The organism is Micromonospora zhanjiangensis, from assembly GCF_042650605.1.
Lineage (GTDB): Bacteria > Actinomycetota > Actinomycetes > Mycobacteriales > Micromonosporaceae > Micromonospora_J > Micromonospora_J zhanjiangensis.
In genome coordinates this window covers 19899-44720 of sequence record NZ_JBHSBN010000028.1, presented here as the reverse complement: position 1 = coordinate 44720, position 24822 = coordinate 19899, and the positions used below count along the sequence as shown (strand labels likewise).

25 protein-coding genes are annotated in these 24822 nt (G+C 70.7%); 8 read left to right on the top strand and 17 right to left on the bottom strand.

The window, feature by feature from the left end; all coding sequences use genetic code 11:
* Positions 1 to 2: 2 nt before the first annotated feature.
* The 4 genes from murQ to ACFOX0_RS28015 all read right to left on the bottom strand — a co-directional run bounded on the left by murQ (position 3) and on the right by ACFOX0_RS28015 (position 4474).
* Complete coding sequence (murQ, locus tag ACFOX0_RS28030) at positions 3 to 908, bottom strand: N-acetylmuramic acid 6-phosphate etherase (RefSeq protein ID WP_377551582.1); 906 nt, start codon at positions 906 to 908, stop codon at positions 3 to 5.
* A 92-nt stretch (positions 909 to 1000) separates the two neighbouring features.
* On the bottom strand, positions 1001 to 1885 hold the full coding sequence (locus ACFOX0_RS28025) for an ABC transporter permease (protein ID WP_377551580.1): 885 nt from the start codon (positions 1883 to 1885) through the stop codon (positions 1001 to 1003).
* On the bottom strand, positions 1882 to 2850 hold the full coding sequence (locus ACFOX0_RS28020) for an ABC transporter permease (protein WP_377551578.1): 969 nt from the start codon (positions 2848 to 2850) through the stop codon (positions 1882 to 1884). The genes ACFOX0_RS28025 and ACFOX0_RS28020 overlap by 4 nt, the downstream gene beginning before the upstream one ends.
* Before the next feature lie 76 nt (positions 2851 to 2926).
* Complete coding sequence (locus tag ACFOX0_RS28015; protein ID WP_377551575.1) at positions 2927 to 4474, bottom strand: ABC transporter substrate-binding protein; 1548 nt, start codon at positions 4472 to 4474, stop codon at positions 2927 to 2929.
* A gap of 242 nt (positions 4475 to 4716) precedes the next feature.
* Here ACFOX0_RS28015 and ACFOX0_RS28010 point away from each other — a divergent pair, with 242 nt between their 5' ends.
* The 4 genes from ACFOX0_RS28010 to ACFOX0_RS27995 all read left to right on the top strand — a co-directional run bounded on the left by ACFOX0_RS28010 (position 4717) and on the right by ACFOX0_RS27995 (position 7602).
* The gene (locus tag ACFOX0_RS28010) at positions 4717 to 5808 is read left to right on the top strand and encodes a serine hydrolase domain-containing protein (RefSeq protein ID WP_377551573.1); all 1092 of its coding nucleotides are present in this window, start codon (positions 4717 to 4719) and stop codon (positions 5806 to 5808) included.
* 14 nt (positions 5809 to 5822) lie between these two features.
* The gene (locus tag ACFOX0_RS28005) at positions 5823 to 6776 is read left to right on the top strand and encodes a MurR/RpiR family transcriptional regulator (protein ID WP_377551570.1); all 954 of its coding nucleotides are present in this window, start codon (positions 5823 to 5825) and stop codon (positions 6774 to 6776) included.
* Positions 6777 to 6942: 166 nt separating this feature from the next.
* Positions 6943 to 7074: a hypothetical protein gene (locus tag ACFOX0_RS28000; protein WP_377551568.1), complete on the top strand. Its 132-nt coding sequence runs from the start codon at positions 6943 to 6945 to the stop codon at positions 7072 to 7074.
* Between the two features lie 75 nt (positions 7075 to 7149).
* Positions 7150 to 7602, top strand: coding sequence for a YbhB/YbcL family Raf kinase inhibitor-like protein (locus tag ACFOX0_RS27995; protein ID WP_377551566.1), 453 nt, complete (start codon positions 7150 to 7152; stop codon positions 7600 to 7602).
* A 40-nt stretch (positions 7603 to 7642) separates the two neighbouring features.
* On the opposite strand, the gene ACFOX0_RS27990 is transcribed toward ACFOX0_RS27995, so the two are convergent.
* From ACFOX0_RS27990 to kdgD, 7 genes are all read right to left on the bottom strand, one after another.
* Complete coding sequence (locus ACFOX0_RS27990) at positions 7643 to 8566, bottom strand: AEC family transporter (RefSeq protein ID WP_377551563.1); 924 nt, start codon at positions 8564 to 8566, stop codon at positions 7643 to 7645.
* Between the two features lie 62 nt (positions 8567 to 8628).
* On the bottom strand, positions 8629 to 10143 hold the full coding sequence (locus tag ACFOX0_RS27985; protein ID WP_377551561.1) for a tripartite tricarboxylate transporter permease: 1515 nt from the start codon (positions 10141 to 10143) through the stop codon (positions 8629 to 8631).
* A gap of 46 nt (positions 10144 to 10189) precedes the next feature.
* The gene (locus ACFOX0_RS27980; RefSeq protein ID WP_377551558.1) at positions 10190 to 10720 is read right to left on the bottom strand and encodes a tripartite tricarboxylate transporter TctB family protein; all 531 of its coding nucleotides are present in this window, start codon (positions 10718 to 10720) and stop codon (positions 10190 to 10192) included.
* Positions 10717 to 11733, bottom strand: a complete 1017-nt coding sequence (locus ACFOX0_RS27975; protein ID WP_377551556.1) for a tripartite tricarboxylate transporter substrate binding protein — start codon at positions 11731 to 11733, stop codon at positions 10717 to 10719. The genes ACFOX0_RS27980 and ACFOX0_RS27975 overlap by 4 nt, the downstream gene beginning before the upstream one ends.
* Before the next feature lie 42 nt (positions 11734 to 11775).
* Positions 11776 to 13125, bottom strand: a complete 1350-nt coding sequence (gudD, locus tag ACFOX0_RS27970; RefSeq protein ID WP_377551554.1) for a glucarate dehydratase — start codon at positions 13123 to 13125, stop codon at positions 11776 to 11778.
* A 52-nt stretch (positions 13126 to 13177) separates the two neighbouring features.
* The gene (locus ACFOX0_RS27965) at positions 13178 to 14797 is read right to left on the bottom strand and encodes an aldehyde dehydrogenase (NADP(+)) (RefSeq protein ID WP_377551551.1); all 1620 of its coding nucleotides are present in this window, start codon (positions 14795 to 14797) and stop codon (positions 13178 to 13180) included.
* Positions 14798 to 14801: 4 nt separating this feature from the next.
* Positions 14802 to 15716, bottom strand: a complete 915-nt coding sequence (gene kdgD / locus ACFOX0_RS27960; protein ID WP_377551549.1) for a 5-dehydro-4-deoxyglucarate dehydratase — start codon at positions 15714 to 15716, stop codon at positions 14802 to 14804.
* Between the two features lie 276 nt (positions 15717 to 15992).
* Here kdgD and ACFOX0_RS27955 point away from each other — a divergent pair, with 276 nt between their 5' ends.
* A complete protein-coding gene (locus ACFOX0_RS27955) occupies positions 15993 to 16796 on the top strand; it encodes an IclR family transcriptional regulator (protein WP_377551547.1) in 804 nt (267 codons plus the stop codon).
* Positions 16797 to 16936: 140 nt separating this feature from the next.
* Here the strand turns inward: ACFOX0_RS27955 and ACFOX0_RS27950 are convergent, their stop codons facing one another.
* Positions 16937 to 17830, bottom strand: a complete 894-nt coding sequence (locus tag ACFOX0_RS27950; RefSeq protein ID WP_377551545.1) for a LysR family transcriptional regulator — start codon at positions 17828 to 17830, stop codon at positions 16937 to 16939.
* A gap of 152 nt (positions 17831 to 17982) precedes the next feature.
* Here ACFOX0_RS27950 and ACFOX0_RS27945 point away from each other — a divergent pair, with 152 nt between their 5' ends.
* A complete protein-coding gene (locus ACFOX0_RS27945) occupies positions 17983 to 18897 on the top strand; it encodes a 2-hydroxyacid dehydrogenase (protein WP_377551542.1) in 915 nt (304 codons plus the stop codon).
* A 33-nt stretch (positions 18898 to 18930) separates the two neighbouring features.
* On the opposite strand, the gene ACFOX0_RS27940 is transcribed toward ACFOX0_RS27945, so the two are convergent.
* From ACFOX0_RS27940 to pdhA, 4 genes are all read right to left on the bottom strand, one after another.
* Positions 18931 to 19362 carry a VOC family protein gene (locus ACFOX0_RS27940; protein ID WP_377551540.1) on the bottom strand — a complete coding sequence of 144 codons (432 nt, stop codon included), beginning with the start codon at positions 19360 to 19362 and terminating at the stop codon, positions 18931 to 18933.
* 89 nt (positions 19363 to 19451) lie between these two features.
* Positions 19452 to 20903 (bottom strand): dihydrolipoamide acetyltransferase family protein, encoded by a 1452-nt coding sequence (locus ACFOX0_RS27935; RefSeq protein ID WP_377551537.1) that lies wholly within the window; start codon positions 20901 to 20903, stop codon positions 19452 to 19454.
* Positions 20900 to 21919 (bottom strand): alpha-ketoacid dehydrogenase subunit beta, encoded by a 1020-nt coding sequence (locus ACFOX0_RS27930; protein ID WP_377551534.1) that lies wholly within the window; start codon positions 21917 to 21919, stop codon positions 20900 to 20902. The genes ACFOX0_RS27935 and ACFOX0_RS27930 overlap by 4 nt, the downstream gene beginning before the upstream one ends.
* The gene (gene pdhA, locus ACFOX0_RS27925; RefSeq protein ID WP_377551532.1) at positions 21919 to 23112 is read right to left on the bottom strand and encodes a pyruvate dehydrogenase (acetyl-transferring) E1 component subunit alpha; all 1194 of its coding nucleotides are present in this window, start codon (positions 23110 to 23112) and stop codon (positions 21919 to 21921) included. The genes ACFOX0_RS27930 and pdhA overlap by 1 nt, the downstream gene beginning before the upstream one ends.
* Before the next feature lie 105 nt (positions 23113 to 23217).
* On the opposite strand from pdhA, the gene ACFOX0_RS27920 reads away from it, so the two are divergent.
* Entirely contained in the window at positions 23218 to 23760 is a 543-nt protein-coding gene (locus ACFOX0_RS27920; RefSeq protein WP_377551530.1) for an Lrp/AsnC family transcriptional regulator, read from the top strand.
* A gap of 135 nt (positions 23761 to 23895) precedes the next feature.
* On the opposite strand, the gene ACFOX0_RS27915 is transcribed toward ACFOX0_RS27920, so the two are convergent.
* On the bottom strand, positions 23896 to 24105 hold the full coding sequence (locus tag ACFOX0_RS27915; protein ID WP_377551528.1) for a helix-turn-helix transcriptional regulator: 210 nt from the start codon (positions 24103 to 24105) through the stop codon (positions 23896 to 23898).
* A gap of 148 nt (positions 24106 to 24253) precedes the next feature.
* Here ACFOX0_RS27915 and ACFOX0_RS27910 point away from each other — a divergent pair, with 148 nt between their 5' ends.
* Entirely contained in the window at positions 24254 to 24445 is a 192-nt protein-coding gene (locus ACFOX0_RS27910) for a hypothetical protein (protein ID WP_377551525.1), read from the top strand.
* The last annotated feature ends 377 nt before the right edge of the window (positions 24446 to 24822 follow it).

Genomic DNA, 24822 nt, shown 5'->3' with positions numbered 1-24822 from the left:
TCTCACGGGGTCGCCTCCAGTGCCTCACGCAGCCGGCCGCCGGTGCGGGCCAGCCGCTGCCGGGGATCGCCGTCGCCGTCCGGGCGGGCCACCAGCAGGATCGCGGTCTTGACGTCCAGTCCGGCGGCGTCCAGCGCCGACTCGGCGTCCGGGCGGGACGCCCCGGTCACCCGGCCGATGATCCGTACCGCCCGGTCCCGCAGCTTGTGGTTGGTCACCCGCAGGTCGACCATCAGGTTCCCGTACGTCTTGCCGAGCCGGACCATCGCGATGGTCGAGATCATGTTCAGCACCAGCTTCTGCGCGGTGCCCGCCTTCAGCCGGGTCGAACCGGCCAGCACCTCGGGGCCGACCAGCACCTCGATCGGCGCCTCGGCCGCCGCGCTCAACGGGGTACCCGCGTTGCAGGACAGCCCGACGGTGAACGCCCCGACCGCCCGGGCGGCCCTGACCGCGGCCAGCACATACGGGGTGCGGCCGCTGGCCGAGATGCCGACCACCGCGTCGGCGGCGGTCACCCCCGCCTCGGCCATCGCCGCCGCGCCGGCCCGTTCGTCGTCCTCGACGCCCTCCTTCGCGACGAGGATCGCCTCGGGTCCCCCGGCGATCACGGCGTGGACCAGGTCCGGCGGGGTGCCGAAGGTCGGCGGGCACTCGGAGGCGTCGATCACGCCGAGCCGGCCGGCCGTGCCGGAGCCGACGTAGAGCAGCCGGCCGCCTCCGGCCAGCCGTCCGGCCACCCCCTCGATCGCCGGCACGATCCGGGGCAGTTCGGTGCGGACCGCCCCGGGCACGTCCGCGTCGGCCTGGTTCATCAGGTCGGCCAACTCGGCCACGGACGCGGTGTCCAGGTGGGCGTACCGGCCGTCGACCCGCTCGGTGAGCAGGCCGTCGAGCTGTTCTTTCATTGAACCTTTTTCAACCCCCCCTTGCGCTCCGACGGAGGCGCGGGTGGGAGACGGGGCGCGAGCGCCGCCGGGTTCGGGTTGAAAAAGGTTCATCAGTTGCGTCCGTTCTTCGGGTCGAGCGCGTCGCGCAGTCCGTCGCCGAGCAGGTTCAGCCCGACCACGAACGCGACGATGACAGCGCCGGGCGCGGCCAGGTTCCACCACGCCGTACCGGCGAGGATCTTCGCGTCGAAGATCATCGTGCCGAGCGACGGGGCGGGTGGCGGGCTGCCCAGGCCGAGGAAGCTGAGCGCTGCCTCGGTGAGCACGGCCCAGGACAGCGACAGGCTGACCTGGACGATGACGATCGCGGCGATGTTCGGCAGCACGTGCCGCAGCAGCACCCGCCAGGCGGGGATGCCGAGCACCGTGGTGGCCTTGATGAAGTCGGTCTCCCGCAGCGACAGCACCGGGCCGCGGCTGACCCGGACGAAGATCGGCACGTAGACGACGGCGATGGCGATGGCGATGGTCAGCCAGTTACGGGTGAAGGTGGTGGCCAGGGTCAGCGCCAGCAGCAGCGGCGGGAAGGCGAACAGCACGTTGGTCACCGCCAGCACCGGGCCGCGGACCCTGCCGCCGTAGAACCCGGCGCAGATGCCGGCGGCGGTGCCGACCAGCGCGGACAGCGCCACCGCGACGGCGGCCACCCGCAGCGAGTTGGCCACCCCGGCCAGGCAGCGGGAGAACACGTCCCGGCCGAACTGGTCGGTGCCGAACCAGTACTCGCCGGACGGCGGGCGCAGCCGGGCCATCGGGTGCTGGGCGATCGGGTCGTACGGCGTGAGGCCGAGCAGGGCGGCACCGGCGGCCCCGACCACCAGCAGCACCAGCAGCGAACCGATCAGTCCGGCCGGGCTGCGCAGCAGCCGGCGCCAGGCGGCGGTGCGGCTGGGCGGGGGCGCGGTGGCCACCGGCGGCGCGACGGCGGCGGTCACGCGGCACGCACCCGCGGGTCGATGACCCGGTAGAGCAGGTCGGTGAGCAGGTTGACCACCACGAAGGTGGCGGCGATGACGAGCACCGTGCTCTGCACCACGGCGTACTCCTTCTGCTGGATCCCGGCGAGCACCTGCCGGCCCAGGCCCGGCACGGAGAAGATCTGCTCGACCACGACGGCGCCGCCGAGCAGGTAGCCGAACTGGATGCCGGTCATGGTCACGATCGGGTTGAGCGCGTTGTGCAAGACGTGCCGCACCCGCAGCCGGCGCGGGGCAACTCCCTTGCCGCGGGCGGTGCGGACGAAGTCCTGGGTCTGCACCTCCAGCAGCGCCGACCGGGCGGTCCGCATGATCGGGGCGGCCAGCCCGAAGCCCAGCACCAGCGCCGGGAAGAGCATCTGCTGCAGGTTGAGCAGCGGGTCGTCGAAGAAGTACGCGAAACCCTGCGCGTTCGGGTTGTAGTGCGCGTACCGGGAGACGACGGTGAGCAGGGCGGCGCCGAGCAGGAAGTTCGGGATGGACAGCGCGGCCAGCCCGACGAGTTGGCCGACGCCGTCACGGATCCCGTTCGGCCGGGACGCGGACAGCAGCGCCAGCGGCACACCGATCAGCAGCCCGATCAGGGTGGCCAGCACGGCCAGTTCCATGGTGACCGGCAACGCGTCGGCGGTCATCTGCAGCACCGAGGCACCGGCCCGGCGGGACTCGCCGAGGTTGCCGGTGAGCACGTTGCCCAGCCAGGTGAAGAACTGCACCACCAGCGGCTGGTCCAGGCCGTAGTAGGCGCGCAGCGCCTCCTGCTGCTCGGGGCTGAGGCCGGCGGCCTCGGTGCCCAGCGTGGCGGTGATCTCGTTGCCGGGAATCGCCCGCAACGTGACGAAGACCAGCACCGCGACCCCGAACAGGGTCGCCACGGTCTCCACGATCCTGCGGATCAGCGGGTGACGTGCGAACGCCCGCACCGGCCACCTCCTCGTGTCTGGCGGGTCCACGCCCGGGCGACGGCTCGGCGGCCGTCACCCGGGCGTGGACCGGTGGTCAGTTGAGCGAGACGTCCTTCAGGTTCTGCAGCGAACCGTTGGCCATCGGCGTGAACCCCTGCACGCCCTGCGCGGTGACGGTGTAGCCGTAGCTGGCGAACAGCCACACCCAGGCGGCGTTGTCCTCCAGCAGCTTGCCGACCTGGGCGTAGATCTCCTTGCGCTTGGCCGGGTCGGTGGTGGCCTTGCCGTCGGCGAACAGCTCGTCCAGCTCCGGCGAGGAGTAGCCGGCGACCTTGTTCAGGTTGCCGGTGGAGGTGAAGTACCGGCCGTACATGCCGTCCGGGTCCGGCCGGCCGCCGTTGAGGGCCACCGCGGCGGTGAAGTCTGCGGCCACCCAGCGGTCGACGTACGCGCCGGACTCCAGGGTCTTGATCTCCAGGTTGATGCCGGCCTCCTTGAGCTGGGCCTGCAGGTTCTGCGCCTCGTTGACGGAGGTGGCGTACTCGCCCTGGGAGACGATGGTGGGGATGGTCAGGCCGTTCGCGAACCCGGCGCCGGCCAGCAACTGCTTGGCCTTGTTGACGTCCCGGGTGGGGCACGGCCGGGCGTTCGGGTCGGACTTGTACGCCGGCGAGGTGATCGGACCGGTCACCTCACCCTCACCGAGGGCGGCGGTGTCCAGCACCTGCTTGCGGTCGATCGCGCAGGAGATCGCCAGCCGGACGTCGAGCTTGTCCAGCGGCGCCTTACGCGAGTTGAGCTGCAACACGTGGTACGACAGGCTCGGCGTCTTGGTCACGGTCAGCCCGCTGCCCTCGGCCGACTTGGCGACCAGCGGGTCGTCCAGCGTGGCGAACTGCACGTTGCCGGACTGCAGGCCGGAAACCACCGAGGTCTGGTCCGGGATGATCCGGAACTCCAGGTTGGCGACCTTCGGCTTGCCGCCCCAGTAGTTGGCGTTGGCGGTGAGCTTCACCGACTGGCCGGCAGTGCGGCTGGCGAAGGTGAAGGGGCCGGTGCCGTTGGGCTTCTGGGCGATCGCCTCGGAGGTGTCGTCCTTGGCGAGGACGGCCAGGTTGACGGTGGCCAGGCCGGCGAGCAGGCCGGCGTCCGGGGCGGTCAGCGTGAACACCACGGTCTGCGGGTCGGGCGCCTGGACGGTCTTGACGGACTTGACCGTCGCCGCCGCCACCGCCGCGGTGGCCGGCTTCTGGATGCGCTCGATCGAGGACTTGACGTCGGCCGAGGTCAGCGGCTTGCCGTCGGCGAACTTCACATCCTTGCGCAGGGTCAGGGTCAGGGTCTTGTTGTCGTCGCCGTACTGCCACTTCTCGGCGAGGCCGGGGACCACGTTCAGGTCGCCGTCCAGTTGGGTGAGCGTCCCGTACACCTGCTCCAGCAGGTGGACGGCCTGGAACTGGGTGGCCTTCCACGGGTCGAGGGTGTTCGGGTCGGCGGTGTAGCCGACGACCAGCGTGCCGCCGGAGGCCGAGCCCTTGCTGTCGGACCTGCCGCTGGAACAGCCGGTCGCGACGAGTGCGGCGGTCACGCCGACCGCCAGGCACCGGATCGCTGAGGACCTCAGCGTGCTGCGGAGCTTCACGTACCTTCCTCCGGATCATGGGCGGCTGCCGTGCCGCTTCTGGGTGGGCACCATCGCGGGAGTCGCGATGGTGCCCGGGGACCCGGAGCAGCCACTCGATTGAAATGTTCGTTTTTCGGGACGGAGCAGCAGGCCGGGCGCCTTGGCGACCGAGTATTGGCGCGCACCGGAACGCATGTCAACAGTTGCCGCCAAAATGATGACGGAGGAAAGTTTCTGTCAGAAGGAGTTATGCTCCACCGGTGCCCAGCGTGGAGAAGCTCCTGATCAGAGCGGTCGAGGCGACGGATCGACCGCCGTTCAGCGCGGCCGTGGCGCTGATCCACCGCGACGGCCGGCCGGTGGAGTCGGCCGCCGTCGGCGAACTGGCCCGGTGGGCCGACACCACCGGCACTCCCGCACCTGCCGCCGACCGGCGACCGGTCACCCCGGACACCCTCTTCGACCTGGCCTCGGTCACCAAACTGTTCACCACCACGGTGCTGCTCGGCCTCGCCGACGAGGGCACGGTGGACCTGGACGAACCCGTTGCCCGTCGGCTGCCGGAGTTCGACACCCCCGAACGGCGCGAGGTCACCACGCGGCGGCTGCTCACCCACACCTCGGGCCTGCCGGCCCTGCTGCGGTTGTGGACCGACCACCCCGACCGGTCCGCCCGGATCGCTGCGATCCTGAACGCCCCCCTGGTCAGCCCGCCCGGCACCGCCTTCGAGTACTCCTGCGTCGGGTTCATCGTCGCCGGGCTGCTCGCCGAACGGATCACCGGGCAGCCCCTGCCGGACCTGGTGACCGAACGGGTCTGCCGACCGCTCGGACTGACCGACACGGGTTACCTGCCCGACCCCGCCCGGATCGCCCGAACCGCCGCCACCGAGTACCAGCCGGACGCCGGTCGGGGCCTGGTCCGCGGCAGCGTGCACGACGAGAACTCCTGGTCGCTGGGGGGCACCGCCGGCAACGCCGGGCTGTTCGGCACCGCCGCCGACCTGGCCCGGTTCGGCGAGATGCTGCGCCAGGGCGGCAGCCTTGACGGGGTACGGGTGCTGCGCCCGGAGACGGTCGCCGAGATGACCCGGGACCACCTGCCGGCGCACCTGGACCCGGGCTTCCGACACGGACTCGGGGTCCGCATCGCCGACCCGAACTGGATGGGCGCGCTCGCCGGCTCCGGCGCGTACGGGCACACCGGGTTCACCGGCACCTCACTGACGGTCGACAACCGCCGCGGCCTCGTGGTAATTCTGCTGACCAACCGCGTCCACCCGAGCCGGGACTGGTCCGACATCGCCGGACTCCGCCGGGCCGTGGCCGACGCCGCCGCGGTGAACCGCTGACGGGAAGAGGACGGATGACCCGCACCAGTGCCGGCACCACCGGCCCGAGCAGCGACATCCTGGTCCGGATGCGCGGGGCGCTGCCGTCGCTGCGACCCGCCGAGCGGCGCGTCGCGGAGGTGATCCTGGCCGACCCGGGGGCCGCCGCCGCCGAGTCGATCAGCGCCCTGGCCCGCCGCTGCGGCACCTCCGAGTCGACGCTGATGCGGCTGTGCCGCGCCCTGGGCATCGACCGGTTCCCGGAACTGCGGCTGGCGCTGGCCCGGGCGGCCACCCGGGAGGAGGCCCAGCACGGCTACGGCGAACACGTCAGCGGCGACATCAGCCGAACCGACAGCCTCGACACCATCGTCAAGAAGATCATCTTCAGTGACGCGCGGGCCATCGAGGAGACCGGCTCCACCCTCGATCTGGACGCGCTGCGCCGGGCCGTGGACGCCCTCGCCGCCGCCCGGCGGATCGACATCTACGGCATCGGCGTCAGCGCCTTCGTCGGCATGGACCTGCACCAGAAGCTGCACCGCATCGGCCTGTTCGCCTTCGCCTGGCCGGACCCGCACGCCGCGCTGACCTCGGCCGCCCTGCTGAACGAGGGCGACGTGGCGGTGGCGATCTCGCACACCGGCACCACCATCGACACCGTCGAGCCGCTGCGGCTGGCCCGGGGCCGGGGCGCCACCACCATCGCGGTCACCAACTTCAGCCCGTCGCCGATCACCGAACACGCCAGCCTGGTGCTGACCACCGCCGCCCGCGAGACCACCTTCCGGTCCGGCGCGATGGCCAGCCGAATCGCCCAGCTCGCCCTGGTGGACTGCCTGTTCGTGGCCACCGCGCAACGGTTCTTCGACCGCACGGTGACCGCGCTGGAGAGCACCTACGCGGCCGTGCAGAGCCGGCGTTATCCGCCGGCCGGCCCGGGCCGCGCCGAGCGGGGCCGCATCCCCGGCCCGACCACCCCGTCCTGAGCCGTCGCCCGCGACCTGGCCCGCGATCTCAGGCGTTCAGTGCCTCGGCGTGATCGGCCAGGAACCGGGCGAGCGTTCCGGGTGGGCGGCCGGTCGGCTCCTGGTACCTGAACCTCATGCTCGACGGCATGCGGACGACGGTCGCGACGCGGGCCGCAGGCTGAGCGTGGTCAGCCACTTCAACAAGGCCACCAAGGGCCGGCTGGTCCGCGACCTGCTGGTGGCCGGCGAGGGCGGCCTGCGCCGGACGTCCGGTGGGCAGGTCCGGTCGCCGTTTCGGCGTAGCCGATTCGGGTAGCCGGGGGCACGACCGGGGACCCGGTCACCGTGCCGGCGGCAGCCGGGTACGACGCGAAGGAGGCAGCGGGGTCTGATGGCTGGCATCCTCATCCGCAGTACGGCGTTCAACGACCACGACCTGATGCCCGACCGGTTCTCCCGAGACGGCGGCAATCTCTCTCCACCGTTGGCGTGGTCCGGCGTACCGGAGTCGGCCACCGAACTGGTGCTGCTGGTCGAAGACCCCGACGCGGGCCGGGAGCCGTTCCTGCACTGGCTGGTCACCGGCATCGACCCGGCCAGCCAAGGAACGGACGAAGGTCAGTTGCCGGGTGGCGGCCGGGAATGGACCAACGGCTACGGCAGCCCCGGCTGGGGTGGCCCGCACCCGCCGAAGAACGACGACCCGCACCGCTACTTCTTCCGGCTGTACGCGGTCGACAAGCCGCTGGCGCTGCCCACCAACCCGGGAGCGCAGGACATCCACCGGGCCGTCGAGGACATCGAGTTGGCCAGTGCGAACATGGTGGGCACCTTCGCCCGTTGAGGGCGGGGGCGGACAACCCGGCGGGTTTCCCGGTCGCCGGTCAACCGGCGAGTACCGCCACCCCGAGCAGCACCGGAACCGCGGCCACGGTCGACAGGAGTACGGTGTCGCGCGCCAGTACCGCACCCCGGCCGTACCGGACCGCGTAGACGAAGACGTTCTGGGCCGTCGGCAGCGCGGCGGTGACCGTACCGGCCAGCACGATCGGGTGCGGCAGGCCGAGCACGAAGCGGGCGACCACGTAGGCGACAACGGGCTGGGCCACCGTCTTCAGGAAGACCGCGAGCCGGACGTCGGGCCCGGTGTCGCCGGAGCCGGGCGCGGAAGCACCGCGTAACGAGATGCCGTAGGCGATCAGCGCCGCGGGGACGGCCATCGCCGCGACGAGTTCGATCGGCTTCAGCACCGGTTCCGGCGGCAGCCAGCCGGTCAGGTTGACGGCGAGGCCCAGCCCGCAGGAGATGGTGACCGGGTTGGTGAGCGGTTGGGTCACCACCGTGATCAGCCGCCGGCTACCGCGCGTCGTCGTGATCTCCAGGACGGCGAACGCGAGGGGCGCCATCACGACGAGCTGGAACATCAGGACGGGCACGACGAACGAGGAGTCACCGAGGACGTACACCGCGATCGGGATGCCGATGTTCGCCGCGTTGACGTACGAGGAGGCCAGCGCGCCGATCGTCGCCTCGGCGACCGACCGGCGCCAGCACAGCCTGGCGACCACCACGAACAGCGCCGCGACGGCGGTGGTGCTGATCACCGTGACGACGAGGGCGGACGTGATGACCGCGCGCACATCGGCCCGGGCCACAGTCTCGAACAGCAGCGCCGGAGTCGCCACGAAGAACGACACCCGGGAGAGGACCGTGGTCGCCTCCGGCCCCAGCAGCCCTCGGCGTCCGAGCACGTAGCCGACCGCGATGACCGTGGCGATAACGGCAAACCCGGTGAGCACCCCTCGCACGTCGGCCCTCTCCTCGTCACCGTATCCCGGTCCCCCAGGACTCCGGGCTGCCGATTGTCGGATCAGGCGTTGCTGACCACCTGCTCCGCGCGCGCCGCCTGTCGACCGCGGACGGCCCGGAGAATCGGCACGACGACCACGGTCAGCACGAGCACGACGACGAGCACCGCCGACACGGGGCGCTGAACAAAGCCGATGAAATCTCCCCCGAAGAGACGCATCGACCTGCGGAACGACGACTCCAGCAACTTGCCGAGCACGAAGGCGAGGACGAAGGGACCGGGCTCGAAGCCCAGCTTCTTCATTCCGTAGCCGAGCAGGCCGAGCGCGACGACAAGGAACATGTCGAAGGCGTTGTTCCGGATGCTGTACACGCCGACCATGGTGATCAGGATCGTGAGCGGAGCCAGGATCCCCGCCCGGACCTTGAGCAGGCGCACGAACACTCCGATGAGCGGGATGCTGAGCAGAATCAGGAAGATGTTCCCGACGTACATGGAGTTGATGACCCCCCAGAACACGTCCGGGTGCTCGCTGATGAGCTGCGGTCCTGGCGGGATGCCTTGCAGCAGCAACGCACCGAACAGGACGGCCATCGTCGCGTTCGCCGGGATACCCAGCGTCAGCAGCGGAATGAACGACGACGTCGCTGCCGCGTTGTTGGCGCTCTCCGGACCGGCCACCCCTTCGATCGCTCCCTTGCCGAAGCGCGACGGGTCCTTGGCCGAGCGCTTCTCCACCGCGTACGCGACGAGCGAGGACATCGTGGCGCCGCCGCCGGGTAGCACACCGAGCACGAAGCCGACGACCGACCCGCGCAGGATGGCCATCCGGGACTGGAGCCACTCAAGCCGCCGGGGGACGGCTCGTCCGAACGACAGTACGGCTGGTTGCGGTCGTAGCCGGTGCTCCAGGTTGTAGAGGATCTCCCCGACACCGAACAGCCCCATGGCGACGATGACGAAGTCGATCCCGTCCGCCAACTGGTCACTGCCGAACGTGAACCGGGAGGTTCCCACGATCGGATCGAGCCCCACGGTGGCGAGGACGAGACCGACACCGGCCGCCGCGACGCTCTTGATCAGGGACCCGTTGCCCAGGGTGGCGACCAGCAAGATACCGATCAGGGCCAGGACGGTGTACTCGGCGGGCCCGAACTCCAGCGCGAAGCTGGCGACCATGGGTGCGATGAACGTCAGCAGGATGATCGACGCGGTACCACCGATGAAGGAGCCGATCGCCGCGATCCCGAGTGCCGAGCCGGCCTTCCCCTGGCGAGCCATCTGATGCCCGTCGATGACGGTCACCACCGATGAGGCCTCGCCCGGCAGCCGCAGCAGTACCGACGTGATCGTGCCGCCGTACTGGGCACCGTAGAAGATGCCGGCGAGGAGGATGACCGCCGCAGCGGGCTCGATGTTGTACGTGATCGGCAGCAGGATGGCGATGGTCGCTGCCGGGCCGAGACCCGGCAGGATGCCCACCAGCATGCCGAGCGTCACGCCGAGCAGGCAGTACAACAGGTTCTGTGGCTCGAAGACCACCGCGAACCCGGATAACACAGGAGCTAGGTCCATGGCGGATCTCCCCTCGGTCCCTTGGTATGGGTGGGACCAGTTCCGGTCAGAAGACGATGAGGTGGGGCAACGGCACCCCGAGCGCGATGATGAACAGTCCGTACACGGCCGCCGTGGTCACCACCGACACGACGGCCGTCGAGCGCCAGCCCTCGCGTCCGAAGAACTTCAGCCACAGCACCAGCAGGAGCACGGTGGGGATCTCGAAGCCGACGAGTTCGAACAGGAACGCGTACACCGCCAGGCTGGCCGCGGCGATGACCACGACGGTCGTTCCCCGCGTGAATGCCTCGGTGTCCTTCGCCCTGCGGACGCCGAGCATGATGGCGACACCCGCGAACACGAGCAGCACCGCGACCAGCATCGGCCAGAGCCCCGGACCCGGCTCGGTCAGCGTGCCGAAGCCGAGGCCCTTGGCGAGCCAGATCGTGACCAGGCCCAGCAGGACGGGGACGGCCCCGGCCACGGTGGCGAGGGCCGGGCCGCCCGGGGGGATCTCCCCCTCGGGCGGCTCGGTCGCCGGCTGCAGGTCGTCCTGCGGCACGGCGTCGACCTCGACGGTTTCCCGATCCGTCATTTGCCCGAGCCGAAGGTGAGCCCGAACTTCGCCGTCAGGTCCGCGTACTGCTTGGTGGCGTCCTTGAGGTGCTGCCGCGCATCCTCGTCGGAGACCTCCCAGCGCTCCATGTAGTTGTCCTTGAGGAACTTGTCGTACGCCGCGTCCTTACGAGCCTCGGTGAACGCGCTCTCCAGCGCCTTCGACACGTTCTCGGGCAGACCCGTCGGCGCGATGACGAAGCGCCGCTGGTCGACCACGACGTCGAAGCCCTGCTCCTTGGCGGTGGGGACGTCGGGCAGGTAGGTGCTCCGCTTCTCCGAGAAGACGGCGAGCGGGCGGAGCTTTCCGGCCTTGATCTGCGGCATGGTCTCGGCGAGCGAGGCGGACAGGGCCTCCACCTGGTTGCCGAGCAGAGCCGTCGTGGCCGGCGCGCCACCGTCGAACGGCACGTCCGTCGCCTTCACGTTCGCGGCCTTGAACAGCAACGCCTGCGACAGTTGGGCCCCGGTGCCCACGCCCGCGGTGGCGTACCGGATGGTGGGCGCCTTGAGCAGATCCGGCAACGTCTTGTACGGGGAGTTTCCGTTGACGACGAGGACGTAGTCCTCCTGGTTCAGGGTCGCCACGATCTCCATGCTGTCGATCTTGATGGCGGTCGGGTCCTTGACGGCGAGCGGTGTGATCGCGAACAGCGACTTGACCGCCAGGGCGAGGTTGTAGCCATCCGGTGAGGTGGCCAGCACCTCCTTGTCCCCCACGGCGCCGTTGGCGCCGGCCTTGTTCGTGATGACGATCGACTGGCCGAGCGGCTTCTCGGCGGCCTTGGCGACGGCACGGCTGATCAGATCGCTGCTGCCGCCCGCCGCGAAGGGCACCGTGAACTGGACGGCACGGGTGGGGTATTTGCTGCCGGCGGCGTCCTTGCCGCCCTGCACACCGGAGCAGGCGGCGGCCGGCAGCACCGCCAGCGCGGCCAGCCCGGCCAGCAGGCGTCGGCGTGCGGTGCCACGGGACCAGACGGACAGATTCATGAGCGGACTCCTCGTTGAGCTTTTCGGGGGTTCGGGGGTGGTTCAGCCTCGGGCGAGGCAGGCACGCTTGGGGTCGAAGGCCCACCCGGGGATGAGGTACTGCATGGCCACGGCGTCGTCGCGGGCCCCGAGGCCGTGTTTCACGTACAGCTCGTGCGCCGCCTCGACCCGTTCGAGGTCGAGTTCCACTCCGAGTCCCGGTGCGGTGGGGACCTCGATGGCACCGCCGGCGATGGTCAGCGGATTCTTCGTGAGCCGCTGGCCGTCCTGCCAGATCCAGTGGGTGTCGATGGCGGTGATGTCTCCGGGCGCGGCGGCGGCGACGTGGGTGAACATCGCCAACGACACGTCGAAGTGGTTGTTGGAGTGCGATCCCCAGGTCAGCCCCCAGGCCTCGCACAACTGGGCGACGCGCACCGACCCGCCCATGGTCCAGAAGTGGGGATCGGCCAACGGAATGTCGACCGCGTCGGCGCGTACCGCGTGGGCCAGCTCGCGCCAATCGGTGGCGATCATGTTGGTGGCGGTACGCAGGCCGGTGGCCCGCCGAAACTCCGCCATCAGCTCACGGGCCGAGAAGACGCCCTCGGCCCCGCACGGGTCCTCGGCGTAGGCGAGCACGTCGCCCAGGCCTCGGCACAGTTCGATGGCCTCACGCAGCAGCCAGCCGCCGTTCGGGTCAAGCGTGATGCGGGCCTGCGGGAACCGGGCGGCCAGGGCGGTGACCGCCTCGACCTCCACGGGACCGGGCAGCACACCACCCTTGAGCTTGAAGTCCCGGAAGCCGTAGCGGGTTTGGGCCGCCTCGGCCAGGGCCACGACCGCGCCCGGCGTCAGGGCCTCCTCGTGCCGCAGACGCAGCCAGTCGTCGGCCGCGTTTTCCTCGGACCGGTAGGGCAGGTCCGTGCGGTTGCGGTCGCCGATGAAGAACAGGTAGCCCAACGTCGGGACGCTGGTGCGCTGCTGGCCGTCGCCGAGCAGGGCGGCCACCGGGACCTCAAGGTACTGCCCGAGCAGGTCCAGCAGCGCGGCCTCCAACGCGGTGACCACATGGACGGTGGTGCGCAGGTCGAACGTCTGCACGCCGCGCCCACCGGCGTCGCGGTCGCCGAAACGGCGTCGGACGGCACCCAGCACGGCGTGGTAGTGCCCGACCGGACGACCGACCACGAGGTCACGGGAGTCCTGCAGGGTCTGGGCGATGGCCTGACCCCCCGGCACCTCACCGACACCGACGTGCCCGGTGCTGTCGGTGAGGATGACGATGTTGCGGGTGAAGAACGGGCCGTGCGCACCGCTGAGGTTGAGCAGCATGGAGTCGTGGCCGGCGACCGGCACGACGCGCATGTCGGTCACGACCGGCGTGCCCGGTGGGACCGTGTCGGTTGTCATGATTGCTGGCACCTTGTCGGGGTGGTGGGTTACGGCTACGGCGGGGCGGGTGTCAGTGCCGTCCGAGTTGTCCGTCGACGCGCCGCCACAGGTTGAGCGGGTTGTCGTCGGCCAGGGCGACCGGCAGGAGGTCGGCGGGCACGTCCTGGTAACTGACCGGTCGCAGGAACCGCTCGATCGCCAACGTCCCCACCGAGGTGGTACGGGAGTCGGACGTCGCCGGGAACGGTCCGCCGTGCACGACGGCGTGTCCCACCTCGACCCCGGTCGGCCAGCCGTTGAACAGCACCCGGCCGGCCCTGAGCTCCAGCCGGGGCAGCAATCGTCGCGCTTCCTCGTAGTCGTCCGGAGTCGCGTGCACGGTCGCGGTCAGCTGCCCGTCGAGCCGCTCGATGATCTCGTGGAGCTGCTCGTCGTCGGCGACGCGCACCACCAGGGACACGGCCCCGAAGATCTCCTCGTGCAGGGCGGGATTGGCGAGGTAGGTCGCCCCGTCGGTCACGAAGAGGCCGGTACGGCCGGCCGAGACGATCGTGTCGTCCTCGCCGCCGTTGGCCACCGGGCTGACGCCGTCGGTGGCCCGCAGCCGGTCGACCCCGGCGGTGAAAGCGGCGCAGATGCCGGCCGTGAGCATGGGGGCGGCCGGGGACGCCCGCACGGCGTCGGCCGCCGCGGCGAGGAATTCGTCGAAGCCCTTCTGGTCGCGAAGGAAGACCAGGCCCGGGCTGGTACACAGCTGACCGACGCCGGTGGTGACCGAGCCGATCAGCGCCCTGCCCAGCTCGGCACCCGTCGCGGCCAGGGCGCCGGGGAGAATGATCACGGGATTGACGCTGGACATCTCGGCGTAGACGGGGATGGGCTCCGGGCGGCCGGCCGCCGCCGCGGCCAGGGCCAGTCCGGCCTCGCGGGACCCGGTGAACCCGACGGCCTTGATCCGCGGGTGCCGGACCAGGTCGGTCCCGAGTCCGCGACCGTCCCCGAACAGCAGCGAGAAGACCCCCTCGGGCAGGTCGTGCTGCCGGACGGCGGCCTGGATGGCCCGTCCGACCAGCTCGGAGGTGCCGGGGTGGGCCTGGTGTGCCTTGACCACGACCGGGGCGCCGGCGGCCAGCGCGGCGGCGGTGTCGCCGCCGGCCACCGAGAACGCCAGCGGGAAGTTGCTCGCGCCGAAGACCGCCACGGGACCGAGGGGGATGCGGCGCTGGCGGATGTCCGCCCGCGGCAGCGGCGTCCGATCGGGCTGCGCCGGATCGATGCGCGCGCCGAGCCAGCTGCCCTCGCGCACGACCGAGGCGAACAGGCGCAGCTGGTTGCAGGTGCGGGCGCGTTCGCCCGTCACTCGGGCCCGGACGATGCCGGTCTCGGCCTGCACCCGGTCGATCAGGAGGTCGCCGAGCGACTCGATGTTGGCGGCGATCGTCTCCAGGAACGCGGCTCTGGTCTCCAGGTCGGTGTGCCGGTAGCTGTCGAACGCCGCCCAGGCCAGCTCCGCGGCGCGGTCGACCTCGGTGGTGCCGCCCAGCCCGTACGCCGGTTCGAGTTGCTCCCCGGTGTGCGGGTTCACCGCGCGGACCTCGCCGGTGCCGCCTCGGACCTCACTACCCCCGATCAGCATGGCGCCGGTCAGATCCGTCTTGACGGACGTGCTGTTGGCATCGATGGTGGTCATACGTTCAGTCCAACTTCTCGATGAGGGTGGTCAGGATGGCCTGTTCGTCCGCGGTGAGGTCGGTCAGGGGGGGCCGGACCGGGCCGGCCGAGCGGCCGACCGCCCGCATGCCGGCCTTCACGATCGAGACCGCGTAGCCGGGCTTGCGGCTCCTGATCTTCAAATAGGGCAGCACGAAGTCGTTCAGCCTGCGGTAGACCTCGGTGCGGTCCCGGGTCCGCACGGCCTGGTAGAAGCCGAGGGCGAACTCTGGCGCGAAATTGAAGATCGCGGAGGAGTAGGTGGTAACGCCGAGTTCGAGGTAGGGCAGGGCGAAGGTCTCGGCGGTGGGCAGACCCCCGATGTAGAGCAGACGATTACCCACCGTCGCGTACAGGCTGGTCATCAACTCGATGTCACCGACCCCGTCCTTGAAGCCGACCAGATTGGGGCAGGTCCGGACAAGGTTCTCCATCGTCGACACGGTGAGCGTGGCGTTGGCCCGGTGGTAGACGATCACGCCCAGCGAGGTGGCGGCGCAGACTGCCTGGACGTGCGCGGTCAGACCCTCCTGGCTGGCCTCGGTCAGGTAGGGCGGAAACAGCAGGACCCCGTCGGCTCCCGCCCGCTCCGCGTCGCGGGCCATCTCGGCGGCGGTCGCGGTGCCGTAGCCGGCCGGGCCGATGATCGGCGTCGCGCCGCCGCTCGCCTCGACCGCGGCACGCACGACCCGGGCCACCTCGCCAGGGGTCAGGGAGAAGAACTCGCCCGTTCCGCCCGCCGCGAACAAGCCCGCCGCCGCGTGCGACGACAGCCAGCTCAGGTTGGCGCGGTAGGCCGCCTCGTCGAACTCCAACTCGTCGGTGAAGTGGGTGACCGGGAAGGAGAGCAGCCCGGCCCCCAGCACCTGCTGAAGTTCTTCGGGGAGGTATCGCGTCATGACTCAGGGCTCCAATTTCGAATAGGTGTCCGGGAGGTTACCGAGGCCAGCTCATACCCGTCCAACATGAATTTAGTATCGTGCGATACCTTCTCAGCATCGCCACCGTCTCGACCCGCTCGCTGAACCCCTCGCCTCGTATGACCGGCTTGCCCACGACCGCCGATCCGGCTCACCGACCCAACCTTCGTTCTCATATGTGGAACTTGTGCACCTGGTCGGCTAGCCTCGCTCAGGCGGAGCCGCCCGATACGCGTTGAAGGAGTCGTCGAGGCCGTGGCAGACAACCTCGAAGAGACCGGCGGTGTCCGGGCGGTCAAGTCGGCCGTGCGCACGGTCGAACTGCTGGAGTACCTCGCGGCGAGACAGAACCGCCCCGCCCGCCTGCGCGAGCTGAGCGAGGCCCTCGGCGTTCCACGGAGCAGCCTGCACGCGCTGCTGCGCACCCTGATCAAGCACGGATGGGTGCGCGCGGACGCGTCGGGCAGCATGTACGGCATCGGTATCCGGGCGCTGCTGGCCGGGACCAGCTATCTCGACACCGATCCCTGTCTGCCGATGGTCCTGCCCTTCCTGAGTCAACTCCGGGAGCAGTTCGACGAGACGTTCCACCTCGGCCGACTGGACGGAGTGGACGTGGTGTATCTGGCCACCCTGGAGTCCAGCCAGTACCTGCGCCCCTACAGCCGGATCGGTCGGCGACTGCCCGCGTACACCACGTCGCTCGGCAAGGTGCTGCTGGCCGAACGCACCCCGGAACAACGCCGAGGGCACATTCCGGAAACCCTGGTGGCGTTGACCCCGTACACGATCGTCGACCACTCCGCGCTCGATGCCGAGCTGGAACGCACCCGCAAGAGGGGTTACGCGATCGACGAACAGGAGAACAGTCTTGGCCTGCGCTGCTACGCGGTCGCACTGCATTACGCGGAGCCGGCTACCGACGCCATCAGCGTCTCCATCCCGCTGGCTCGGCTGACCCCGCAACGCGAGCTGGAGGTGGTCGAGATCATGCGCCAGGTCCAGACCAAAATCGCCCGCCTCGTCAACCCGATGGCCGGCGGTCACGTCTGGCTCTGACCCAACGTGCTGTCGGGCCAGCCACGTCATGGGTCCCACCCATGACAAGCGGGCGTCTACATATGTGAATTGAGTCTGTGCTGGTGGGCAAGCGTAGGAACGGGTTGCTGGCGACTTCAAGGGTTCCGAACAGGTTTCCTTCAGGTGAACGGCGCGGCCGCAGCGTGATCGAGCAGCACCGCGAGGGCTGGACTGTCATTGCGGGGACGCCAGGCGGCGTAGACCTCGACGCAGTCCGGCTCGGGCCCGTCAACCTCCAGAAACTGGAGATTCGCCAACCGCATGGCAGCTGCGGACGCCGGCACCAGTGCCACCCCCAGCCCGGCGTTAACCAGGGAGAGCACGCTGTTGACCTGGGTCGCGTGCTGCGTGTAGCGGGGCTCGACGCCGGCCGTCCGGAACGCCGCGACGATCAGTTCGTGAAAGTAGCGGGCCTCTGACGGCGAGTAGGTGATGATGTTGAAATCAGCTACCTCGTGCAGGCGGGGCCGCCGGCCCAGCCGGGTGAGTACGTGCCCACGCGGGACCGCGAGGAGCAGCGACTCCGTGTGCACCAACGCGGCCCGCAGCACCCCTGACCGGGGCACCCCTCGCAGCAGGCCCAGGTCGATCTCGTTCGCCAGCAGCGCTTCGACCTGCACCCCGGTGACCATCTCCTTGAGCACGAGGTCCACCTCGGGCAGCCGCTCGTCGAGGTACTTGACCCACCGACCGAGAACGCTCAGCGCGGCCACCGCGGTGAACCCGAGCCGCAGCGTTCCCTTCGAGCCGTGCGCCGCACGCTGGGCCAACAACGGCGCCGCGTCCGCGAGACTGAGCAACCGGCGCGATTCCTCCAGGAACACCCGGCCGGCCGGGGTCAGTCCCACGCCCCGGGCGGTCCGGTTGAGAAGATCGACCCCGACCGCCCGCTCCAGCTTCTGCACCTGACGGCTCAACGGTGGTTGGGTTATCCGCAGCCGCTCGGCGGCGCGCGCGAAGTTGCCCTCTTCGGCGACGGCGACGAAGCCGCGCACCTGGTCCAGACTGAACATGATCACCCTCCTTATGCCGTACGGGTATTGGACCATGCCATATCTGACGTGGACAGGTATGCCAGCGCCCACGTACCCCCATTCCTTCGACGAACAGGTTGACCATGACCGAACGGACAGCCGGTGGCCGAGTACTGCAGGTGGGGCCATTGATGGCCTCGCTCGAGGCCAGACTCCGATCGAGATTCGCCGCTGTCCGGCTGCCCGACGCACCAGACACGGACTCGTTCCTGAACCAACGCGGCAAGGAGTTCGTGGCGGCCGTGACATCCGGGCGAGTGGGCGTCAGCGACCAGCTGATGGACGCGTTGCCCAACCTCAAGGCGATCATCAACTTCGGCGTGGGGTACGACACCACGAACATCGACTCGGTACGCAGCCGCGGACTCATCCTCAGCAACACGCCCGACGTGCTCACGGACTGTGTCGCCGATACCGCCGTGGGTGCCCTGATCGACGTCATGCGGAGTCTGAGCGCCGCGGACCGGTACATCCGCAGAGGAGATTGGCTGGCCAAGGGCAACTTCCCGCTTACCCGACGGGTCAGCGGTACGACGGTGGGCATCCTCGGTCTTGGCCGGATCGGCTTGGCGATAGCCCATCGGCTTGCCGGCTTCAACATCCACGTCGCCTATCACAACCGCAACCGGCGCGCCGACGTCCCGTACCCCTACGTCGACTCGGTCATCGCGCTGGCGGCCCGCTCCGACATTCTCATCGTGGCGGCCTCCGGTGGCGACTCATCGCGGGGTCTGATCTCGGCCGAGGTGCTCGACGCCCTAGGGCCGGACGGCTTTCTGGTCAACGTGGCCCGGGGCTCCATCGTCAACGAAGCCGCCCTCGTCGACAGCCTGGCGCACCATCGCATCGCCGGCGCCGGACTCGACACGTTCGTCAACGAGCCGCACGTACCGGCCGAACTCCTCAGCCTCGACAACGTGGTGGTACTCCCCCACGTGGGTAGCGGCACCCAGGAAACCCGCGAGGCCATGGCCGAGCTCGTCCTACAGAACCTGTTCCAGTTCCTGGCGGACGGAACCCTGGTGACGCCGGTGACCAGCCCATAGGTGGATCGAGGACGGACCGCGGCCGCTGGCTGGTCACATCTCGGCCCGGATGCCGGTCCCCTGGCCGACCTCGATCAGATAGCCGTCCGGGTCCCGCAGGTAACAGCGGATCTCCACGCCGTGGTCCTTCGGCTCGGTCAGGAACTCGCCGCCCCGGGAGCGCCACTCGTCATAGACCGCACGGACGTCGGTGACCCGGATGTTCATCGCACAGCCCAGCGTGGCCGAGTCGGCCGGCGCCTGGGCTTGGACCCCCGGTTTGTCGTCGGTCGGGCCGCCCTCGGTGTTGAGCACGATGTAGCTGTTGTGGAAGCGCAGGATCGCCGGCATCCGGTCCCGGACCACCTCGGCGCCGAGCACCCGCTGGTAGAAGTCCCGGGACCGGTCGACGTCACGCACGATCAACAGATGGGTGAGCACGGCGCCACCCGCCGGCTCGAAGTAGTCCGGCGCCTCGTCCGTCATCCCCGCCCCCTGGCTCGGCCGTCGCCGGCGGATACCCTCCTGGCGGGGAGCAAACGCGCTCCCCGCCAGGAATTGGGGACCGGGACGGGTCAGGCGTCGGCGATCAGCAGGGCCGGGCGTTCGACGCGGTCCGCCACGTGCCGCAGAAAACCGCCGGCCACCCCGCCGTCGCAGACCCGGTGGTCGAAGGTGAGGCTGAGCTGGGTCACCTTGCGGACGGCGAGCTGCCCGTCCACCACCCACGGCTTGTCGACGATACGGCCCACCCCGAGCAGCGCCGCCTCCGGATGGTTGATGATCGGGGTGGAGCCGTCCACCCCGAACACGCCGTAATTGTTCAGCGTGAACGTGCCGCCGGTCAGCCGCGCGGGCGGCAGCAAGCCGGCCCGGGCCGCCGCCGTGGTCTCGGCCAGCGCGTCGGCCAGTTCCCAGGTGGTCAGCCGGCCGGCGTCCGGGATCACCGGCACCAGCAGCCCCCGGTCGGTCTGCGCGGCGATGCCGAGATGGATCGCGCCGGACTGGACGATCTGCTGCCGCTCGGTGTCGACCCGGGCGTTGAGCTGCGGGAAGCGCCGCAGACCGGAGACGCAGATCCGGGCCAGCAGGGCCAGCACGCCGACCGGCCGGTCGGGCCGGTCGGGCCGGGCCACGTTGATCTCGGCGCGGGTCGCCAGCAGCGCGGTGGCGTCCACGTCGACCCAGATGGTGACCTCGGGGATCTCCCGCCGGGAGCGGGCGAGCTTGTCCGCGATCGTCTTGCGCACCCCACGCAGCGGGATGACCACGTCGGCGTCGCCGGTCGGGAACCCGCCCCGGGCCGCGTCGCCCGCTCCGGCCGTACCGTCGGGGTCCGCCCCGGCGGCGCGGACGCCCGGCGCGGCGAGGACGTCCCGGGCGACCAGGGCCGCGTCGATGTCGCCGCGCCGGATCATCCCGCCGGGACCGGTGCCGCGCACCACCCGTACGTCGATGCCCCGCTCCCGGGCCAACCGGCGGACCAGCGGGGAGATCACCAGCGGCGCCCCGGCGGCGTCGCCGGCCGGCGGTGCCGCGTCCCCGGCGCCGCCGGAGGCCACCGGCATGGCCGGGAGCCGGTCGATCCGGCGCGGCGGCGGATCGACTGGTACGGACCCGGGGTGCCGCCCCGCGAGCGTCCCCACCCGGGCCCGGCGGCGCCGCCCCGGACCGTGCCCGGTGCCGTAGCCGATCAGCACGTTGCCCGACCCGGCCCGCTCCTCCTTTCGGTAGGTGGCGTGCCCGGGCGGTTCCGGCGCCGCGCCGTCACCGCCGTCGACCGGTTCGATCGTGATCAGCGGCTGGCCGACCGGCCGCGCCTGCCCGGGTGTGCCGTGCAGGGCGACCACCCGCCCGGCGTACGGGCAGGGCACGTCCACGACGGCCTTGGCGGTCTCCACCTCGACCACCGCCTGGTCGACCTCGACCAGGTCACCGACGGCGACCCGCCATTCGACGATCTCCGCCTCGGTCAGCCCTTCCCCCAGGTCGGGCAGCAGGAAGACCTGGGTGGTGCCGGCGGTCATGCCGCCACCGCCGCGTCCGACAGCCACCGGGTGTCCGGCCGGTCGTCCCACTGCAGTCGGGCCACCGCGTCCAGTACCCGGTCGACGCCGGGCAGGTGCACGTGTTCCAGCTTCGGCGCCGGGTACGGGATGTCCAGCCCGCTGACCCGCAGCACCGGGGCGTGCAGCGAGTGGAAGCAGCGCTCCTGCACCCGCGCGGCGATCTCGGCGCCCACCCCGGCGAAGCCCTGCGCCTCCTGGATCACGACGCACCGACCGGTGCGGCGGACCGACTCGACCACCGTGGCGTCGTCGAACGGCACGATCGTGCGCAGGTCGACCACCTCCAGGTCCCAGCCCTCGTCGGTGGCGGCCGCGGCGGCCTCCAGCGCCACCGGCACCGACGGCCCGTACGCCACCAGGGTCGCGTCCCGGCCGGGCCGGCGGATCACGGCCCGGCCGAACGGCTCGGTGTCGACCGGCAGCTCGGCCTCGGCCACCGAGAAGTAGAGCTTCTTCGGCTCCATGAACACCACCGGGTCCGGGTCCGCGATCGCCGCCCGCAACAGCGAGTACGCGTCGTCCACCGTCGCCGGGGTGACCACCTTCAGCCCCGGGGTGTGCGCGTAGTACGCCTCGCTGGAGTCGCAGTGGTGCTCCACGCCGCCGATGCCACCCGCGTACGGCACCCGGATCACGATCGGCACGCTCAGCGCGCCCCGGGTCCGGTTGCGCAGCTTCGCCACGTGCGAGGCGATCTGCTCGAAGGCGGGGTAGGCGAACGCGTCGAACTGCATCTCCACCACCGGGCGCAGCCCGGACATCGCCATCCCGACCGCGAAGCCGACGATGCCGGCCTCGGCCAGCGGCGTGTCGAAGCAGCGGGTGTCCCCGTAGGCCGCCAGCAGCCCGTCGGTGATCCGGAAGACGCCGCCGAGCTGGCCGACGTCCTCGCCGAACACCACCACCCGGTCGTCGTCGGCCATCGCGTCGCGCAGCGCGGCGTTCAGCGCCTTCGCCATCGTCACCGGTGCCATCAGGCGTCCCCCTCCTCGTCCCGGGCGGCCGCCAGCTCGGCCTGGACCTGCTCCCGCTGCTCGACCAGTTGCGGCGTCGGCTCCGCGTAGACGTGCGCGAACAGCGACAGCGGGTCCACCGTCGGTTCGGCGTTCATCCGGGTACGCAGGTCCGCGGCGAACGCCTCGGCCTCGGCGCGGACCGCCTCGACCTCGGCGTCGTCCAGCGCACCGACCCCGCGCAGGTACGTCTCCAGCCGGGCGATCGGGTCCCGCCCCACCCAGGCCGCCACCTCGTCGGCGTCCCGGTAACGGCTGGCGTCGTCGGCGTTGGTGTGCGGTTCCATCCGGTAGGTGTGCGCCTCCACCAGGAACGGACCGTTGCCCGACCGGGCGTGCTCCACCGCCCGGTTCAGCACGGCCAGCACGGCGACCGGGTCGTTGCCGTCCACCTGCTCACTGGCGATGCCGTAGCCGACACCCTTGTACGACAGGGCCGGCGCCGCCGTCTGCCGGGACAGCGGCACGCTGATGGCGTACCGGTTGTTCTGCACGAAGAACACCACCGGTGCCCGGAACACGGCGGCGAAGTTGACCCCCTCGTGGAAGTCGCCCTCGCTGGTGGCGCCGTCGCCGATGAACGCCAGCGCGACGGTGTCCCGGCCCTGGTGCGCCTCGCCGTAGGCGAGCCCGGCGGCGTGCACGGTCTGGGTCGCGAGGGGGGTGCACTGCGGCGCGGTGCGCCGCGCGGCGGAGTCGTACCCGCAGTGCCAGTCGCCGCGCAGCAGGGTCAGCACCTCGACCGGGTCGATCCCCCGGGCGACCAGCGCCATCGACTCGCGGTAGGTCGGGAACACCCAGTCGGTGTCCCGGACCGCCATCACCCCGGCCACCTGACATGCCTCCTGGCCCCGGGCGGACGGGTAGACGGCGAGCCGGCCCTGCTTGGTCAACGCGGTCGACTGCAGGTCGAACCGGCGGCCGACCACCATCCGGCGGTACAGCTCGCGGAGCGTCTCGGGGGACGGTTCGGCGTATTCGGCCGGGCCCGGGACCCGGCGGCCGGACTCGTCGAGCAGCCGGACCGGTTCGGCGTGCGGCAGCAGCGCCGCCACCCGATCGGCCGGCGCGGTGGTGGTCGACTCGGGACCGGCGGCGGTGGCCTCCGGACCGGGCGGGGATGGCCTGCGGACCGCCTGGGGTGTGGTCGTCACGGCAAGGACCTCCTGGACATGTGGTGGGCCTATGCTCACGGCTGGCGGATGTTTGCTCAACATCCGTCGCGAAGGTGGGACGGATGACCGTGAGGAGGGCCTTTAGTGAGCCAGGAGCCCCGGCCGGAGGCCGCAAACCCGGCCGGCGCCGGACGATCGGCCCGCCCGCCGGATCCGGGCCGACCGGTTGGCCCGGCCCGGCCCCTCGACGAGGTGGACCGGCGGATCCTGGACGCCCTGGTCCGGGACGGACGCACCTCGATCCGGACCCTCGCCGAACGGATCCACATCTCCCGCACCAACGCCTACGCCCGGGTGGAACGCCTGATCGCCGACGGGGTGATCACCGGCTTCCGGGCCCGGATCGCCCCGGAGCCGGCCGGGTTGATGACCTCCGCGTACGTCAGCCTGACCATCGAGCAGAACACCTGGCGGGAGGTGTCCGCCCGGCTGGCCCGGATGCGCTACATCGAACACGCCGCGCTGCTCGGCGGCGACCACGACGTACTGGCCCTGGTCCGGGCGCCGGACAACGCGGCCCTGCGGGACCTGGTCCTCAACCAGGTGCAGGGCATCCCCGGCGTGCTGTCGACCCGTACCTGGCTCGTCTTCGAGGAATTCGACGGCGTCGAAACCCCCTGGCCCTGACCGCACGGCAGCGCGCGGGCCGCCGGGGCGGGGATTCCGACAATGTCGGGGGCTTTGCTGCATCGACCACGCCCCGAAGCAGCAATGTCAGGGATTTTGCTGCTTCCCGAACGACGTCGCTGTGGCTGATTCCGATCAGGCCTCGTCGGGGTTGACGCCACGCGCCTGGTGGGGTCGGTGCACCGCGATCCACGCCTCCACGTCCTCGACCAACCACACCGTGCCCCCAGCCAGGCGGTCGAAGGGTGCGGGGAAGTCAGGCCGGCTCGTGATCTGCACGACGCGCGCGCGGGATACGCCGAGACGCTCCTGAAGCTCCGCCGAGCCGTACAGCCTCCGAACCATGATCCGACGCTATGCGGACCGATAGTGTCATGTTTGACACCTATACAACTTGACACTATTAGGTCTGAGAGGGCATGGTGGCTGTAGAGCAGCCGTTCCACCGAGCACAACCTCTGGAATGACGACGCATCCACGGAGGTAATCACCGGTGAGCCCCACTCCTCTCGCCGAACCCGACCAGCCCGACGACGCCATCCCCTCCCAACAGGATCTCGACGACGCGGAGTTCGTCCTGGCCGCCCATCCGCCGCGGGCCGTCGCCCGGCTGGTCTGTGCCTGCGGTGAGGACTACCCGTGCGACGAGGTGCGCTTCGCCCAACTCGTGAAGGAGGGCTTGTGACCGGCCTGTCCCCCACCGACCTCGTCGACTACGCCGACCAGCGGTTCGCCGAAGCGCAACAGACGATCGACACGCACACCACCTCCTCGTACACCGGTCTCTGCGTCGCCTGCGGACGGCCCGGCCCCTGCGAGGCACTGACCGCCGCGCGCGACCAGGCCCGCACCTACAGCCGCCCGGACCTACCGGTCGGAACCACCGCGCCGACGCCACAGACGCTCGCGGTCACGGGAGCGGCCGGCGCCATGGAGGACCTACGCCAGGCCGTGCTGGCCGCCATCGCCTCGGCCGACCGGACCCACGGCAACCTCGCCGACCTCCCCGGCCTACGCCGGTGGGCGGTGCCCTGGAAAGGCGCGATCACCGCCGGCTGGGAG